This window comes from Marinobacterium sp. xm-d-564 (assembly GCF_013283345.1).
GTDB lineage: Bacteria > Pseudomonadota > Gammaproteobacteria > Pseudomonadales > Balneatricaceae > Marinobacterium_E.
On sequence record NZ_WBYO01000006.1, the window covers coordinates 88,686 to 104,735 of the forward strand.

The 16,050-nt window shown below is 48.6% G+C and carries 17 protein-coding genes; 5 read left to right on the plus strand and 12 right to left on the minus strand.

Annotation, left to right across the window (positions count from 1 at the left end; all coding sequences use genetic code 11):
* Positions 1–73: 73 nt before the first annotated feature.
* A complete protein-coding gene (gene pobA / locus XMD564_RS07960) occupies positions 74–1,285 on the plus strand; it encodes a 4-hydroxybenzoate 3-monooxygenase (protein ID WP_217362084.1) in 1,212 nt (403 codons plus the stop codon).
* Between the two features lie 63 nt (positions 1,286–1,348).
* On the opposite strand, the gene XMD564_RS07965 is transcribed toward pobA, so the two are convergent.
* The 3 genes from XMD564_RS07965 to XMD564_RS07975 form a co-directional block, all read right to left on the minus strand.
* Positions 1,349–2,524, minus strand: a complete 1,176-nt coding sequence (locus tag XMD564_RS07965; protein WP_371740263.1) for a YbfB/YjiJ family MFS transporter — start codon at positions 2,522–2,524, stop codon at positions 1,349–1,351.
* A gap of 79 nt (positions 2,525–2,603) precedes the next feature.
* Complete coding sequence (locus XMD564_RS07970) at positions 2,604–3,512, minus strand: DMT family transporter (protein ID WP_173481217.1); 909 nt, start codon at positions 3,510–3,512, stop codon at positions 2,604–2,606.
* An 80-nt stretch (positions 3,513–3,592) separates the two neighbouring features.
* Positions 3,593–5,092 (minus strand): CoA-acylating methylmalonate-semialdehyde dehydrogenase, encoded by a 1,500-nt coding sequence (locus XMD564_RS07975; RefSeq protein ID WP_173483030.1) that lies wholly within the window; start codon positions 5,090–5,092, stop codon positions 3,593–3,595.
* 111 nt (positions 5,093–5,203) lie between these two features.
* Here XMD564_RS07975 and XMD564_RS07980 point away from each other — a divergent pair, with 111 nt between their 5' ends.
* Both XMD564_RS07980 and XMD564_RS07985 read left to right on the plus strand, forming a co-directional pair.
* Complete coding sequence (locus XMD564_RS07980; RefSeq protein WP_173483029.1) at positions 5,204–6,082, plus strand: LysR family transcriptional regulator; 879 nt, start codon at positions 5,204–5,206, stop codon at positions 6,080–6,082.
* A gap of 5 nt (positions 6,083–6,087) precedes the next feature.
* Positions 6,088–7,029 carry a ketopantoate reductase family protein gene (locus XMD564_RS07985; protein WP_173488671.1) on the plus strand — a complete coding sequence of 314 codons (942 nt, stop codon included), beginning with the start codon at positions 6,088–6,090 and terminating at the stop codon, positions 7,027–7,029.
* 8 nt (positions 7,030–7,037) lie between these two features.
* On the opposite strand, the gene XMD564_RS07990 is transcribed toward XMD564_RS07985, so the two are convergent.
* A complete protein-coding gene (locus XMD564_RS07990; protein WP_173481213.1) occupies positions 7,038–7,229 on the minus strand; it encodes a hypothetical protein in 192 nt (63 codons plus the stop codon).
* Positions 7,230–7,334: 105 nt separating this feature from the next.
* On the opposite strand from XMD564_RS07990, the gene purU reads away from it, so the two are divergent.
* Positions 7,335–8,204, plus strand: a complete 870-nt coding sequence (gene purU, locus XMD564_RS07995) for a formyltetrahydrofolate deformylase (protein ID WP_173481212.1) — start codon at positions 7,335–7,337, stop codon at positions 8,202–8,204.
* Here the strand turns inward: purU and XMD564_RS08000 are convergent, their stop codons facing one another.
* From XMD564_RS08000 to XMD564_RS08030, 7 genes are all read right to left on the minus strand, one after another.
* Positions 8,205–9,749 carry a cryptochrome/photolyase family protein gene (locus tag XMD564_RS08000; RefSeq protein ID WP_173488670.1) on the minus strand — a complete coding sequence of 515 codons (1,545 nt, stop codon included), beginning with the start codon at positions 9,747–9,749 and terminating at the stop codon, positions 8,205–8,207. It lies immediately after the preceding gene.
* Entirely contained in the window at positions 9,746–9,889 is a 144-nt protein-coding gene (locus XMD564_RS11505) for a DUF2256 domain-containing protein (RefSeq protein ID WP_173481210.1), read from the minus strand. Before XMD564_RS11505 ends, XMD564_RS08000 begins: the two co-directional genes overlap by 4 nt.
* A complete protein-coding gene (locus XMD564_RS08010; protein WP_173494911.1) occupies positions 9,889–11,193 on the minus strand; it encodes a DASH family cryptochrome in 1,305 nt (434 codons plus the stop codon). Before XMD564_RS08010 ends, XMD564_RS11505 begins: the two co-directional genes overlap by 1 nt.
* Before the next feature lie 67 nt (positions 11,194–11,260).
* Complete coding sequence (locus tag XMD564_RS08015; protein ID WP_173494912.1) at positions 11,261–12,223, minus strand: SLAC1 anion channel family protein; 963 nt, start codon at positions 12,221–12,223, stop codon at positions 11,261–11,263.
* Between the two features lie 57 nt (positions 12,224–12,280).
* The gene (tsaA, locus tag XMD564_RS08020; RefSeq protein ID WP_173494913.1) at positions 12,281–12,961 is read right to left on the minus strand and encodes a tRNA (N6-threonylcarbamoyladenosine(37)-N6)-methyltransferase TrmO; all 681 of its coding nucleotides are present in this window, start codon (positions 12,959–12,961) and stop codon (positions 12,281–12,283) included.
* A gap of 4 nt (positions 12,962–12,965) precedes the next feature.
* On the minus strand, positions 12,966–13,781 hold the full coding sequence (locus XMD564_RS08025; protein WP_173481206.1) for an SDR family oxidoreductase: 816 nt from the start codon (positions 13,779–13,781) through the stop codon (positions 12,966–12,968).
* Between the two features lie 60 nt (positions 13,782–13,841).
* Positions 13,842–14,540 (minus strand): ComF family protein, encoded by a 699-nt coding sequence (locus tag XMD564_RS08030; RefSeq protein ID WP_173481205.1) that lies wholly within the window; start codon positions 14,538–14,540, stop codon positions 13,842–13,844.
* Between the two features lie 99 nt (positions 14,541–14,639).
* Here XMD564_RS08030 and bioD point away from each other — a divergent pair, with 99 nt between their 5' ends.
* The gene (gene bioD, locus XMD564_RS08035) at positions 14,640–15,302 is read left to right on the plus strand and encodes a dethiobiotin synthase (protein WP_173508109.1); all 663 of its coding nucleotides are present in this window, start codon (positions 14,640–14,642) and stop codon (positions 15,300–15,302) included.
* Here bioD and XMD564_RS08040 read toward each other — a convergent pair.
* Positions 15,291–16,049 carry an alpha/beta fold hydrolase gene (locus XMD564_RS08040; RefSeq protein WP_173508110.1) on the minus strand — a complete coding sequence of 253 codons (759 nt, stop codon included), beginning with the start codon at positions 16,047–16,049 and terminating at the stop codon, positions 15,291–15,293. The genes bioD and XMD564_RS08040 overlap by 12 nt on opposite strands.
* Between the last annotated feature and the right edge of the window lies 1 nt (position 16,050).

Consider the following 16,050-nt stretch of genomic DNA (forward strand, 5'->3'; position numbering starts at 1 on the left):
GTTGGGAGCAGAGCCGTCGGTCCATTATGTTTGAACGATTTTGAATCATCTCGAGAGCAGAATAATGAAAACATTGAAGACACAAGTAGCGATCATTGGTGGCGGCCCTTCGGGTCTGTTGTTAGGACAACTGTTACACAAGAAAGGGATCTCTAACGTCATACTTGAACGTGTAACAGGTGATTACGTATTGGGTCGTATCCGCGCAGGTATCCTTGAGCAGGGCTTTGCAGATCTAGTCCGTGAAGCCGGTGTTGCTGAAAACATGGACAAGTGTGGTCACGTTCATGAAGGTGTCGTCATTGCAGTAAATGGTGAAAATCATCGTATCGACCTTAAAGGTTTGACAGGCGGTGACGTCGTTGTCTGTTACGGTCAGGTCGATATTACTGAAGACCTAATGGCTGCTCGTGAAGCAACTGAAGGCTTGGATACTTACTATGAGGCATCGGATGTTCAGCCACATGATGTGAAGAGTGATAATCCTTATGTGACATTCACTCACGGTGGAGAAGAGTACCGTCTTGAGTGTGACTTCATCGCGGGTTGTGATGGCTTCCACGGCGTTTCACGTCAAACGATTCCTGAAGATGTTCGTACTGAGCACGAGCGTGTCTACCCATTCGGTTGGTTAGGTCTACTGGCTGATGTGCCTCCATGTCACGATGAGCTTATTTATGCGAAATCAGAGCGTGGCTTTGCCCTAGCATCACAGCGCTCACCAACTCGTTCACGTTACTACATTCAGGTACCTTTGACTGACAAGGTTGAAGATTGGTCTGATGAAGCGTTCTGGGAAGAGCTTAAAAAGCGCCTACCTAAAGAGGCTGCTGACAATGTTACTACTGGACCAGCACTTGAGAAGTCTATTGCACCGCTCCGTTCATTTGTTTGTGAGCCAATGCAGTACGGCAATCTTTTCCTAGTCGGTGATGCGGCACACATCGTACCGCCAACAGGCGCTAAAGGTCTTAACCTGGCTGCTTCTGATGTGGCAACGCTATACAAGATTCTGACTAAAGTTTATGAAACGGGTGATCGTAAATACATTGATCAGTACTCTGAAATCGCACTGCGCCGCGTTTGGCACGGTGAACGTTTCAGCTGGATGATGACTAACATGCTTCACGACTTTGGTGACGAAGTTAGCGATGCAGGTACTGATCCAGAAATGCGTCAGCGCTTTATGGATTCTGAGCTCAGCTACTTCATGAACTACGAAAATGGTCGTCGTGTTATTGCCGAGCAGTATGTAGGTCTTCCTTACGAGGATGTAAAAGAGTAATTTTACGCATCTGCTAAAAACGCCAGGCTGCTTAGTTGCAGCCTGGCGTTTTTATTTGGTCATTCACTTCAGGTTATAGCCAATCTTATGCAGGAACAGCATGCCTGCAATCATCACAACCAATGCTCCAAGAAGTGCTCCAAGGTAGGAGCCAGATAGGTCTGCAACGTAACCGGCAAAAATCGGTGCAACGATCTGAGCAACCCCAAAGCTGATGGTCAGTTTTGCCATCGCTTTCGCTGGGTTGTAGGGGAATGCGCGTCCGACAATGGCCAGCGTTAAGCTGACGATTCCGGCAAAGGTGCCTCCCCAACAAGCGGCGGCAATGAAACTGGCCAAACTTTGGTCGGTCACAAGCGGCAAGATAAACGAAATGATTTGAATGATGTAGGCCAATTGCAGGGCTTGTATCTGTCCAATGCGGTTAGCTACCTTGTCCCAGATCAGTGCCGACGGCGCCGCACAAAGCCCCACGATGACCCACACCCAACCACCTTTGCCTGCTAACTGGGGTGTGTTTTGTAAAATATCGATAATGAACGTGGCACTGATCACGTAACCAACACCGGCACAGAAATAGGTGGCGATCAGTAGGTTCATAAACCGTGAATCAGGCTCTTCAGTTTGATTTGACGTACCTGCTTCAAATTTAGGTGGGTAGGGCATCCAAAGCCAAGCTGGAATTAGAAACACAGCGCCCATCAATGCAAGGTCTTGCCACTGTTGATCCCAGCTTAGATCGGCCGAAAATAGGGCTGTGATCAAACCGGTAAAGACAATACCGATGCCCATGCCGATGAAATGGACCCCTAATTGTGGCTTGAAATGATTGGCGCGCAACCAGTTTATGACCAGTCCAGAGGCGAGCAGCAGCCCCGCGGTACTGGAGATGCCAGAGAGAAATCTGAGTATTGACCAGAGCAGGTGATCATCTGTAAGGCCAGTACCATACGTAGTGACCGTCGCAAGAATTAGATAAAAACGGTAGAGATGAAGTTTTGCTGACAGCTCTTTGATATTCGCCGCTAAGATAGCTCCGACTAAATAGCCGATGTAGTTGTAGGTTGCTAACCAGCCTCCCACTAACTTTGAGAGATCTGTCTGCTCTAGCATTTGCGGTAGCAGAGGTGTGTAAGCGAATCGAGCTATGCCAACCGTCAGGATCATTGAACAGATGCCAGCAAAGATAACTTTGTTGCGCTCAATGATTAAATGTCTGTTTGAATCTGTGCTGCTCACAATGCTCAATTCCTAAAGGTGATCGATCACTCTAATGCGAAAAAGTAGATAAATGTATTAAACCTTTAGTGCATCGATTTTAAGATGCGGAATGCCCATTGGATCTTAGTCGTTTCGATTTACAGAAAACCTTTAACAATAGGTCTGCTCTGGATATGAAAACCGCGAGCAGAATCAACGTGCAACCAAGTAGTTGTGACGCGGACATCGTCTCCTTCAGCCAAATCATACCTAAGATAGCCACCCAAACAGGCTCCAATGTCAGGATCAGAGCACCTCGGCTTGCGGGGCCAAGTTTCAGTGAGTAGGTCTGAACAAAAAAGCGCAGACTGGTCCCAATTAACACACTGGCAAGAAACCAGCCTAGAATCGAGATCTCGGCGTTAATGGTCCAGCTTTCGGTTAATAATGAGATCGGCAACAGAACAGCGCCCGCTGTCAGCAGTTGAATCGACGTCAGTGCTCTTAATGGTGTTTTACCGGCGGCGCGACTATTGATGTTTAGGTAGATTGCAAAAGAGATTGCTGACGCTAAGTAGTACCACTCACCCAAACCAAAGACAAAGTTAGATGTTAAGGTGAGAAAAGCAGCACCGATCACAGCAACCGGCACCGCGAACCAGGCAAAACGTGTGGGTTGGTCACCAAATAGTGGCGCCAAAAGAGGTGCAAAAATGGCACCTAAACTGGTCAGAAACGCGCCGATTCCGATATGAGTTCCGTGGAACAGGCCTAATATCCAAAACCCTAGGCCTGCGGCAAATATCACACCAACCAAGGTCACCCGCGAAAGGTCACGTAAGGTGAAGAGTAACAACTCACTGCGTGCGAACAGGGCAATCAGGAGCCCCGCCAACATAAATCGACAGCCCATGAATAGAATGGGTTCAAGACCTAGCAGAACCTCTTTAGAGAATATCCAGCTAATGGCAGCTAACAGGGAGGCCAGCAGCATGAGTAGGTCAGATTTAAGGTATTGAGGGTTCAATGTGTGATCTCGTAAGGTTGAGTGGATAGCATAAACAAAAAAGACGACCCAAGGGTCGTCTTTTTGTTGCTCAATGAAGATTACTTCATTGTTGGCATTGTGAACTCTGGACCAGCACTTAGACCGGTTGGCCAGCGAGCTGTGATTGTCTTCATGCGAGTGTAAAAGCGAACGCCGTCTGGACCGTGCATGTGCAGTGGACCGAATAGTGAACGTTTCCAACCACCGAAGCTGTGGAATGCCATAGGTACTGGGATTGGCACGTTGACACCGACCATGCCTACTTGTACGTTTTCACAGAAGTTACGAGCCGTGTCACCGTCACGTGTGAAGATAGCCGTGCCGTTACCGTATTCGTGTTCGTTGATTAGGTTCAGTGCCTCTTCATAGCTGTTAACACGAACAACCGAAAGCACAGGACCAAAGATCTCTTCGTTATAGATGAGCATGCCAGGCTTAACGTTATCGAACAGCGTTGGGCCAACGAAGTAACCATTGTCGTGATCAACCACTTTGAAGTTACGGCCGTCAACGACAAGCGTTGCTCCTTCTTCTACACCTGAATCGATGTAACCCAATACTTTGTCAGCGTGAACACGGCTAACTAGAGGGCCCATGTGTGGCTCTGGTGAAGACATACCGTTGCCTACAGACATCTTCTCGATCTCTGCAGTCATATCTTTGATCAGGTGGTCAGCAACCGCATCGCCTACACAGACAGCAACAGAGATCGCCATACAACGCTCGCCTGCAGAACCGTATGCAGCACCCATTAGAGAGCTAACAACCTGTGATGGCTCAGCATCTGGCATTACGATCATGTGGTTCTTAGCACCGCCAAGAGCCTGAACACGTTTGCCGTGTGCACTCGCTGTTGAGTAGATGTACTCAGCGATTGGCGTAGAGCCTACGAAGCTTACTGCCTGAACTGCTTCATCTGTAAGAAGAACGTCTACTGCCTCTTTGTCACCGTTTACGATGTTGAATACACCATCTGGTAGGCCCGCCTCTTTAAGCAGCTCTGCTAGACGCATAGTCGTTGATGGATCTTTCTCAGATGGCTTCATTACGAAGGTGTTACCGCAGGCAATTGCTACTGGGAACATCCACATTGGAACCATTGCTGGGAAGTTGAATGGGCTGATACCCGCACACACACCCATAGGCATCATCTGACTGTAGCTGTCTACGCCACGGCCAACGTTTAGGCTGTGCTCGCCTTTCTGAAGGTGAGGGATACCACAAGCAAACTCAACAACTTCAAGACCACGAGTTAGTTCGCCTTTCGCGTCAGAGAAGACTTTACCGTGCTCAGAAGTAATTAGCTCAGCAAGTTCATCAGCGTTAGCTTCTACTAGCTCTTTAAACTTAAACATGACGCGAGCGCGCTGAAGTGGAGTCACTTTGCTCCAAGTTTTAAAAGCTTCTTGTGCATTGGCAATCGCTGCACGAGTCTCATCTGCAGTTGAAAGCGCAACCTCTTTAGTTTGTGCGCCAGTCGCAGGGTTGTAGACAGGTGCTGTACGACCTGAGTTTGAAGCGACGTGCTGGCCGCCGATGTAGTTACCTACGATAGACATAGAACTTCTCCTTTATTGGTATGGAGTTATTAGACATCATCATATTTGTTGTAACAATATAAAATAATTAATGTATGATATATCAAAATTGATAGATCAATTGGGTGGGTTATGCGCAGTTCAACATTTAACTGGGAAGATGCTCGTTACTTTCTTGCCGTTGCTAGGGCAGGGCAGATGGGAAAGGCGGCTGAGAGCCTAAATATCTCGACGATTACACTGTCTCGTCACCTCTCTTATTTGCAACAGAGGACTGGAACTCCGCTCTTTATCCGCCTGAGTAAAGGACTGAAACTGACCGACGAAGGCGTGCGTTTGATGCATTACCTCGAGCGTGCAGAGGCCGAAATAGAAGCAGCCGGCGAAATCTTTGGTAGTGATAGCAGCTCCGTCAGTGGCACTGTGCGTGTCGCAGCGCCAGAGGGGTTTGCGCTGCGCGTGCTGACACCGCAGTTGTCATCTTTTCTTCAGGATAACCCAGATCTAAATATAGAAATTGTTCCTCAGTCACGCGGCTTTTCGTTATCAAGGCGTGAAGCCGATATTGCGGTGATGGTGGGTAAACCAACCGAACCCAAGCTGGACTCTATCTGCATAGGTAGCTATAGCCTTGGTCTCTATGCATCTCAACAATATATTGATCAATACGGTATGCCGGACTCTATTGAGGATTTATCGGAGCATCGTTTGATCGGTTATGTGGAAGACCTTCTTTTTTCGGACAAACTCAATACACCTCGCTCTGTATGGCCTCAGTGGCAATCACAAACAGCAATCTACTCTCCTATTGGTCAGGTTGAAGCAGTTAAAGCTGGTTTAGGTATCGGTATGCTGCACAGGTTTCTACTAAGAGAGAGTGATCAACTGGTACGTTTGATCCCTGAGATTGAGGTACAAAGAGAGTTTTATCTTGTATATCACCAGAGTACCGAGAAGGTACCTCGAATCGGTGCTACCCTCGAATTTATGAAGGGACTAAAAGCTGAGTAGTGTCTATGAATGATGTGATGATTTTAGGAGCTGGCGCACTGGGTGCATATGTCGGTGGGTGCATTGCTGAGGCGGGTTACAGTGTACAACTGGTCAATCGCTCAAGCAGTAATGCTGAAGTGGTAAACGCTCAGGGGCTCAAAGTTGAAACCAGTGATGATACCTTTGTTGTTCACCCAAGTGCGGTGCAGTTAGAGCACGCGTGCGATGCTCGTTTTGTACTGCTGTTCACTAAAACCTACCAAAGTGTAGAGGCTATCAAGGCCATTGAACCAAAACTATCACCTTCATCGATCATAGTAACGCTTCAAAACGGTTTGGGTAATGGTCTGCGAATCGCTGAACATGTTAAACAGTCTGTGATTCATGGCGTTACGATGATTCCCGCAACTCAGGTTGAGCCTGGCTTTGTTCGCTCGCACGGGTTTAGCGATACTTGGTTTGGCCCACTCAATCCCAATGATCAGCATGCGCTTTCTGCAGCGATTGAGTTGGAGAAAATATTAACAGAGGCGGGTATTACCGCTGCCAATGTCGATCAGCCTTTGAACAAGATCTGGCAGAAGGCCTGTTTCAATGTCGCTATGAACGGAGTTTGTGCTTTAACTGATGCCGGCCCGGGTATTGTTAATGACACTAAGGCGTTGAAGCGGGAAGCTCACGCGTTGGCCGATGAGGCTGTCAGCGTCGCGAACGCAATGAATGTGACTGTGGATACAGAGGCGCTGCATAACCTAATCAACTTCGCTTGTGCCGAACACCGCTTTCATCAGCCCTCTATGTTGCAGGACGTGCGGGCGGGCCGCTTAACAGAGGTCGATTCGTTGAATGGATTTGTTGTTGAACAAGCGAAGCGGTTGGGTGTTTCGGTTCCCAAAAATGAGCTAATGACGGCACTCATATTTGCACGCCAGATTTCATCTGAGTTCTGGTCAGGAGTGAAGTAACTGAGTGGCTACAACTCTTTAGGATAGGTGTGAATCAATCGCCAGTAGGTGTATCCAAACAGACCCGTAGCGAGTATTGACCAGAATGGGGCAGCACCCCAAAAGAACCACTCGGCTGCAGCCCAAAGTCCTGTAAATATGACAGTACCGTAGCGGCGAGCTTTGGGTTTGAAAAAAGCTAGGTCATCGTCGCGAATCACAATTTGTATCCTCAGGTGGATTGCATATAAAAATGAAGCGTTTATTCTAAACGCATATTAGATATTCGAGCTAATTGAGTTCGAACTGCACTATTAGGAAACAGCGTGTCTACGTCACATCATTACACACTCAAGGTTGAGTGTCCCGGCCGTACTGGATTGGTGGCCGCAATCACTACTTTTTTAGCGAATCGTGATTTTTTCATTGTCGAAATGAAGCAGTTTGATGACGAGGTGTCGGGTCGTTTTTTCAGCCGTTTAGAGTTTACTACTCACACGCCATTGGATTTAGACCTGATAGCCGACGAGTTTAATCGTGAAGTTGCGGATGCGTTAGAGATGAACGCTCAGTGGCGCAGCGCTAAAGCGCCCATGAAAACTCTGATACTGGTTTCGCAACACGATCACTGTCTGATGGAGCTGCTCTACCAGCAGAAACGTGGTGAGCTCAATATCGAAGTGACAGGCATTCTGTCTAACCACCCAGACCTTGAGCCTGTCGCCAATTTCTACGGCTTAGATTTCGAGTTGTTGCCTACCCTGGAGACAAAACTTGAGACCAAAGCTGCTCGTGAAAAGCGCATTCTGCAAGCGTTCAAAGAGACAGGTTCTGAGTTGGTGATACTGGCTCGATACATGCAGATTCTGTCGCCAGAGCTCTGTTCGGCGTTGGCAGGGCAGTGCATCAATATACACCACTCATTCTTGCCAGGCTTCAAGGGCGCTAGACCCTATTTCCAAGCCTATGATCGCGGTGTGAAACAGATTGGTGCGACCGCTCACTATGTTACTTCTGATCTTGATGAAGGTCCGATCATCGAACAAGAGGTGGGTCGTGTTGATCACAGTTTTGGCCCTGATGACTTGCGAGATATGGGTCGTAACATGGAGAACCTGGCGTTATCCAAAGCCGTTCGTGCTCACACCGAACAGCGCGTCTTTGTGAATGGCCTTAAAACGGTCGTTCTCTCTTAGTTACAACGCATTTAGGTTCTGCAAATAGTGCTCGGCTGTTTGCAGAATCTCTGTTTTCTCCTCTTCAGGCTTTTTATCCCAGTTACGATAGACCATCGCGGTGCGTGGGTTGTTGCTGAAACGGCTGGCGTGGCGATGTTGGAAGTGCCAATAGAGGCTATTGAATGGGCAGCTGTTATCCCCCGAGCGTTGTTTCACATCGTAGTGACACCCTTTGCAGTAGTCGCTCATTCGATTGATGTACTGGCCTGATCCTGAATAGGGTTTGGAAGCTAGCAAGCCGCCGTCGGCAAACTGACTCATACCGAGGGTGTTGGGCATCTCTACCCACTCAATGGCGTCGATGTAGATGCCTAGATACCAGGCATCAACCTGTTTAGGATCAATGCCAGCCATTAAACAGAAGTTCCCTATAACCATCAGTCGCTGAATGTGGTGCGCGTAGGCGTACTCCAGTGACTGATCAATGCACTGGTGCATGCAGTTCATTTTGGTCTTACCATCCCAGAAAAAGTCGGGGAGATGCCTATCTGCATTCAGGGCATTCATGCTGGGGTATTCAGGTAGATTGATCCAGTAGATGCCACGAACAAACTCGCGCCAACCTAGAATCTGCCTGACAAAGCCCTCTATCTGAGCAAGATCGATACGTTCGGGTTGCTCGCGGTATGCTTGAATGGCTCGCTCAATCACCTGTGCCGGTGAGATCATTTTACAGTTCAGAGCGAAGGAGATTCGTGAATGGTAGAGACTCCATTTGTGCTCCGAGTTCGCCGTCATCGCATCCTGAAATTTTCCAAACAGAGGAAGGCAGTGAGTGCAGAAAAACTCCAGTAACTCCAACGCTTCACTTCGAGTTGTTGGCCAGACGAGCTGTTTGCCCATCTCACCAAAGTAGTTGATGCCGTGTCGATGCAAGCGTTGTCGAATCTCTTCTGTGTTGTGAGCAAACACCAGGGGTTCTGGTATATCCTCAAGATCCGCTTTTTTAAACGCTTTTTGGTTCTCGGTATCGTAATTCCAACGTCCGCCCTCGGGCTCTTTGCCCTGCATAAGGTAGCCATGTTTAACCCGCATGCGCCGGTAGAAGGCCTCCATACGGTGTCCAGTATTAGGTTTAAACTCTTTGCTGATCGCTTCAAATGGCAGTAGGAAGTGCTCGGTGTCGAACTCACGCAGACCGGTCCCTTCTGGTAGTGATAGGTTGCGACACTGTTCAAGAAGACGTATCTCATCAGGTCGCTGATACTCAATCTGTGTAAAACCGTGGCGTTTGATCAAATGGTTGATCAATGAGTCTAGGGATTCAAAATCGGCGGTCTCATCAAGCGTTAAATGAATGACCTGATGACCAGCGCTTTTAAGAGCCTCGGCAAAGCGCTGCATCGCCATAAAAAAAGCGGTGATCTTTTGCAGATGGTGTTTAACGTAGTTCTGCTCTTGGTGCAGTTCAGCAATGAGGTAGGTAACTTCGTCTGATTTGTCACGAAACCAGCTGTGTTTGGCGTTGAGTTGGTCGCCGAGTACCAGTCTAAGGGTGCTCATCGCTGTTGCTTAGCCTCGCGTCGACAGCGCTCCGAGCAGTACTTCACCTGCTCCCAATCGCGCTCCCACTTTTTGCGCCAGTTGAAGGGCTTTTGGCACTGCTCACAGATTTTGCTTGGTAGATTGAGTTTGTGGTGCATTATTTCATCTCGATGGGCCAGTCGTGGTAGTCGACACGATCGATTGGCAGCATCATCTCTTCACCGCCCCAACGCTGTATAAATAGCCCCTCAGGGTCATAGGTTTGTGTCTGCTTCGCCAGATTGAATTGTCGATGGCCGCGCGGGTCTGCACCAACTCCACCTAAGTACTGCCAGTTCCCCCAATTACTGGCCAGATCAAAATCGATCAGCGCCTCTTCAAAGTAGGCCGCACCGTAACGCCAGTCAATGCCAAGCTCATGCACTAAGCAGCTCGCCACCAGCTGTCTGGCGCGATTGGATTGATAACCCGTTGCTTTCAACTGACGCATGGCAGCGTTGACGATTGGGTAGGGGGTGGTGCCTTCAATCCAGGACTTCATTCGTTCTGGGTAGAAAGAGGTTAAGGGCTTACGATTAAATGGCCCAGTCTGGTGATAGATCTTGTTGCCCCACTTGTGGGCATACCACTGGAAATAGTCACGCCACAGCAGTTCAAAAAATATCCAGTAGGTCGAGTCATTTGCAACCACATCTTCCTCATAACGATTCAGCCTCTCAATGATGCGCTTGGGTGACAATACCCCTAGCGCTAACCAGGGACTGAATTTAGTCGAGCACGCCCACTCATCCAGACCATTCCTAGTCTCCTTGTAGGTGGCGGGTAGATCACTGGAGAAATAGTGTTCGAGATGGTCTAACGCGCTCTGCTCAGAACCGTTGAAGGCATTCTCGCTAGAGCAATCAATGTTGAATGTGGAACCCTGTTTATCGCCGAGAGGAGGTAGGCTGTCAGGTTCAGCAATACGGGCATCAACCTCGATCGACTCTATCTTCTTTCTAAAGGGGGTGAAGCTATCCGGCAGTTCCGCTAGGGCAAAGGGAAGTTGTCGCTCACCGTAAAGAGTGTGCGTCTCTAACACTGTTATCACTAGGTGCGGAAAGCGTGATGCGATCTCTTTAAGAGCGCTCTGCTCATAGCTGCCAGTGTGTCGAGAGGTGACTAAATGCTCGACTTGATCACGTAAAATGACCTGGCTTAACGCTTCGACGTAATCGCTTTCAATCACTTCTAACGCCTGGTTCAGCAGGCTAAGTTTGCTGTGCAAGCTTGACAGTGCTTGGTTTAAAAACTGTTGGCGATGCTTACCGATTCCTTTGAAACCAAATCGATTGGTGCGCTTATCCCTGGGGTGTTGGATGAAGAGACAGGTTAGCTGTTCGCTGTTACGGGCTTTATTAAAGACGGGGTTGTCATCAAGGCGTAAGTTGTTGGTGAACCAGAGCAGTGTGTGTCGATACATGGGGCGATCCTATGGTTGAATCTTTGATACGCACTGCTCTGGGCTTTAGAGCACGGAGTGACTGGAATCAATCGGGTTGGAAAATAGATCCTTTGATAGCCGCTTTGACCGTTTTGACAATCAACACCGTTAGCAAAATAGAGACCAGTGTCAGCATCAGGTGGCTCAATGTTTGGAAGAAGAGAGTCTGGCTCTGCTCAAACATGATCAGTGTGCCAATGGTGAAGGCTGCAATTGGGAAAGAGTAGGCCCACCAAGAGACAAAGAAGGGGATTCTTGCAAAACGTGGAAGCTGCGACACAAGTAGCAGAACCAAGAACATCGCCGCGTAGTAGAGGATGTGTGCAAAGTTATCGACAACGCCCTGATTGAGCTTCAAATAGGCAATAAATCCGACCGCGGGCGGCGCGATCATGATAAACAGTGTCGGCAGTAACTTCTCTGGGAGTGGCTCGTGAAAAATGATGCGGTTAAAAACTAATACCTTTAACACAATCCAGTAGACTATTCCGATCGCAAAGAAGAACCAGCTGACCTCGGTAAAGCCCAGCGTAACCCCGCCAATGGGTGCAATGATGTTGCCCACAATCGGGATGAACCAAGCAGGGGTCGTGTGTTGTACCTGCCAGCGAGCGTGGTGTATCCATTGATTCATCAAATAGAGCGTCAAGATCAGTTGGATTGAAGCGCCCATCCACCATACGGCCGTTGCCAGAGGTGTCATGATCTCCGCCATTGCGACCGCGATCAGCATTAAACCGATGGAAAAAGCAGGGAAGAAGCTGATTTTGATGGGGTGATTAAACTCGGCAATCACCTGATGAGCATGACGGCGCATCTTTAATAGGTAGCTGATTGCCAGTGTTGCTAATAGAACGGCCGTAATCACTAACAGTACTTGCCACACAAGGTTAGTAATACCTAGAACCTCAGAGGCTTTTTTCCAAGCGAGGGTTAAGCCACCCATTCCCATTACCGTTGCGAACAGAGCCACCGGCATATGGGCTAGACGAGATGTCACATCATTCATTGTTTAATCCTGTGAAATTAGATGGATCTAATATAAGGGCTAACCTTAATGGCAACATTAAGATTGATCAATTGCTATCACCTCTATGGCATCTCTACTGATCGAAAACTGAATGTTGAAGCGCTCCAAACTGATTCCGTAAATACGTGTCTCATCAGAGTGAAAGGCGGGTCTAGGGTCTTGCCTTAGAACCTCTTCAATGAGTGTCGATAGTTGTGGTTCTTTAGAGATAACCTCTAAGGCCTGTTCAGAAAATTGAATAGGTTGTTGCAAGGGTTCGGGCTGTTCCATGCCGGGGTAAACGGCATCTGGCAGCGCGTCGGAGTAGGGGATGTAGGGTTTGATATCAAAGACCGGAGTGCCATCGACAAGGTCGATACCGGACAGATTCAGGTGAACCCCTTGGTTTGTATTGATTGAGTCGAGTTTCACAACCGATAACCCCATGGCGTTGGGGCGATGTGTGCTGCGTGTGGCAAACACGCCTAGCTTCTCGTTGCCACCTAGGCGGGGTGGTCGAGTTAAAGGCTTCCAGCCGGCATTCAGGTTCTCACTGAACTGAAAAATCAGCCAAACGTGAGAGCAGTGCTCTAACCCCCTAACGGCATCAGGGTCGTTGTAGGGTGAGACTAGCTCCAATACAGCTTGCGCGGAGGGCGCAAGGCCAGGCTGGCGCGGTGCGCCAAACTTCTCTTTGAATGGTGTTTTGATGAAACCGATCGGTTCAATACTGTGCATTCAGTTACATCTCTTCAATCGGTCTATCAGGAACGGCAGCGTCATCGTAGGCCCCCCAAATGGTTTGATCGAACTGAATGACGGATCCCGTCATCATGCCGCTGTCCTCTGAAGCCATCCATAGCACCGCTTTAGCGACCTCATCAGTCTGAAGAATTCTGCCTGCCGGAAGGGTGGCTGCTTTCCGATCAATAAATGAATCATCCCCCGTCTCTTGAGCGATCAGCTCTCGCTCGTGATCAGAGTTCATCCAGCCTATATCGAGCTGATTGACGCGAATTTGGTTTCTTAACAGGGCATAGCCAGAGTTTCTGGTGAGTGTCGCCAAGGCACCTTTTGATGCGCAGTAGGGGGATAGAAAAGGTTGTCCGGCATGTTCTGACATCGATCCAATGTTGATGATGGCTCCTTTGATCTTCTCGCGAATCATCACTTTGACACTCTCTTGCATGAGAAAGAAGGGCGCCTTTGTGTTGATGGCGAACATTTGATCGAACAGTTCTGGAGAGGTCGTCAGTAGGTTGCCTCTATCCGTTAATCCTGCCGCATTCACCAATAGATCAACCCGTCCAAACTGCTGATCGGTCTCGGCCACAATGTTGCGAACCTGGTCTATTTGATCGAGTTCAGCCGCAACAAAATGGGTTTTAATGCCATACTGTTCCGCGATCTCTGAAGAGACCTGTTTGCCTCTGATCTGGTTGCGGCCGGTGATAACAATTCCTGCTGCGCCTGCTTGGGCAAATTGGTGTGCGATGGCTGCGCCCAAGCCTTGAGTGCTGCCTGTAATGATTGCTACTTTTCCATCGATACGGTTCATCAATCTGTCCTAGTTTGATACTGACATCACCATACTGTTAAGAAAGGTTTGTGAAAAGTCTTATCGTCCTGGCGTTCTACAAATACTAATCGCTTCAATGTAAACCGTACCCGCTGCTTTGAGTGCTTCAGATGCTCGGTCAAAGGTGGTGCCGGTGGTATGAATATCATCGATCAATAGGACGTGACTGGGCGCTGGCTGATTGCAGTAGAAGGTCGAACCTAAATTGGTTTTACGTTCTGCACGATTGAGTGAGGCTTGATGGTCTGTTCGACGCTTTTTTTGAAGGGATTGTCGATCAAGGGGGAGCTTTAAATAGCGACTCAAATGTTGGGCAATGATCTCCGCTTGATTAAAGCCACGCAGTGCACAATCGATTGGGTGACTGGGTATCGGTATCAGTGTGGGTTGGGTGCCGAATCGAGAGAGATCGATCTGCTTTGCCAGCAGCTGGCTCATCCAGAAAAGGGGCTCTGGATTCTTTCCCTGTTTGATCTTCTGGAATAGCTCTCGCATGGGGAACTGGTAGATCAGTGGTGATTGTGCGGTATCAAAATGAAACCACTCGCCATAGCAGTCTGGGCAGGATTCGTCTGGTTGATTAAGAGGGTAAGCGCAGACCTGGCAGGGGGTGCTGTTTTTAGCAAGGTCTGCAAAGCAACCCAAACAGAGTGGCTCATTGAACGGTTTGCTTAGTCTGCATAATGGACATTTTGCTGAGTCAAATAGCCACTCAACGATCGACTCTATCTGAAACATCAGTCTGGCCTCCTTGCCTATGATAAATTTAGTTTAGTCAGCGTTTTTAACTCTGTAAAATAGTCGCTCAAACTTAATCTGAAAGGGGCAGTGCGCGGTATGAAGCAGCGTTTTTTTGTGACGGGCACTGAGGTCTCTTCACCCGTCAATGAATTCAGTTGTGCGCTTTTAAAGCAGGCTAATCAGAAAGGGTTTAGCTCTCTGGGTCTTAAGCCCGTTGCGACTGGCTGCAGTGAAGTGGATGGAGAGTTAAAGAGCCAAGAGGCGCTGAATTTAATGGCGTGCTCCTCCATTGAGCTCTCCTATCTTCAGGTGAATCCTTTCTCGCTAGCCGCAAATGCTTCGCCACACATTGCTGCTGAGATGGCGGACGTTAGAATGAGTGCTGATCGAATTAAAGCCTACATGAGTGGCGCACTGATGCGTTCGGTTAACCTGGCATTGGTTGAGGGAGTCGGTGGATGGCGGGCGCCCATCAATGATCGTGAGTCGATGGCTAGCGTCGCCCAGGCTTTGGGCTTTCCAGTGATATTGGTCGTCAGTCTAAATGAGAATGCGATCAATCAGACCTTGTTAACTCTGGAAGCTATCCGTCGTGACGGTCTCACTTTGGCCGGCTGGGTTGTTTCGCATATTCAGAGTGAGGTTGAACAGCAGTCTGTGGATTGGTTACATCGAGTAGTACCGGCGCCTTTGTTGGGGGCTATCTCTTCAGAGGTCGGTGAATCAGATGAGTTAGATCTGGTACAGTTAGGATTGTAAAAACCGCTCAACGATTTTTGTAAACAGCGCAGGCTTCTCTGCATGTGGCCAGTGCCCAGTTCCTTCGATGATTCTTAGCTGTACTTTGGGGAAGCGTTTAACCACCTCGTTTTGGTATTCAGGTTTGATGTAGTCTGATTCGCTGCCTTTGATGAAAAGGGTTGGGCCTAGGTATTCACCCTCACTCATTGGGCTGGCGATCTGATCATACTCGCGCTCAAGTGCCTCTAAGTTCATTCTCCAATCAAAGCCCGCCTCGGTGCGATAGAGGTTCTTCAGCAGAAATGCTCGAATACTAGCATTGTCAATGTGATGACTTAGGTGTTGATCAGCCTCGGTTCGGCTTTTGATCTCGTTCAGTGGGACCTGTTTTAGCCCTTTGAACACATCGGTGTGGTGGTGAGGGTATTGCACGGGAGCAATATCAACCACGATTAATCGTGAGACTCGTTCGGGATTATTCAGTGCCAGCTCCATGGCGATCTTTCCGCCCATAGAGTGCCCCAATAGATTAAATTGCTGCAACCCAAGTTGGTCGGCCAGTGCCAGGACGGAGTCTGCAAAGGTGCTGTAGTTAAACTGATCAACCTGAGGAGAGCGGCCATGGTTCAGCATGTCGGGAGCGATGACATCAAACTGCTGTTGCAGTGCTTTGATGGGACCGCCAAGATTTTCCCAGCTGCCGAATAGGCCGTGTAACATCAAAAGCGGTTCACCAGAACCGCTTCGATGAAAGTGCAAGCTCATC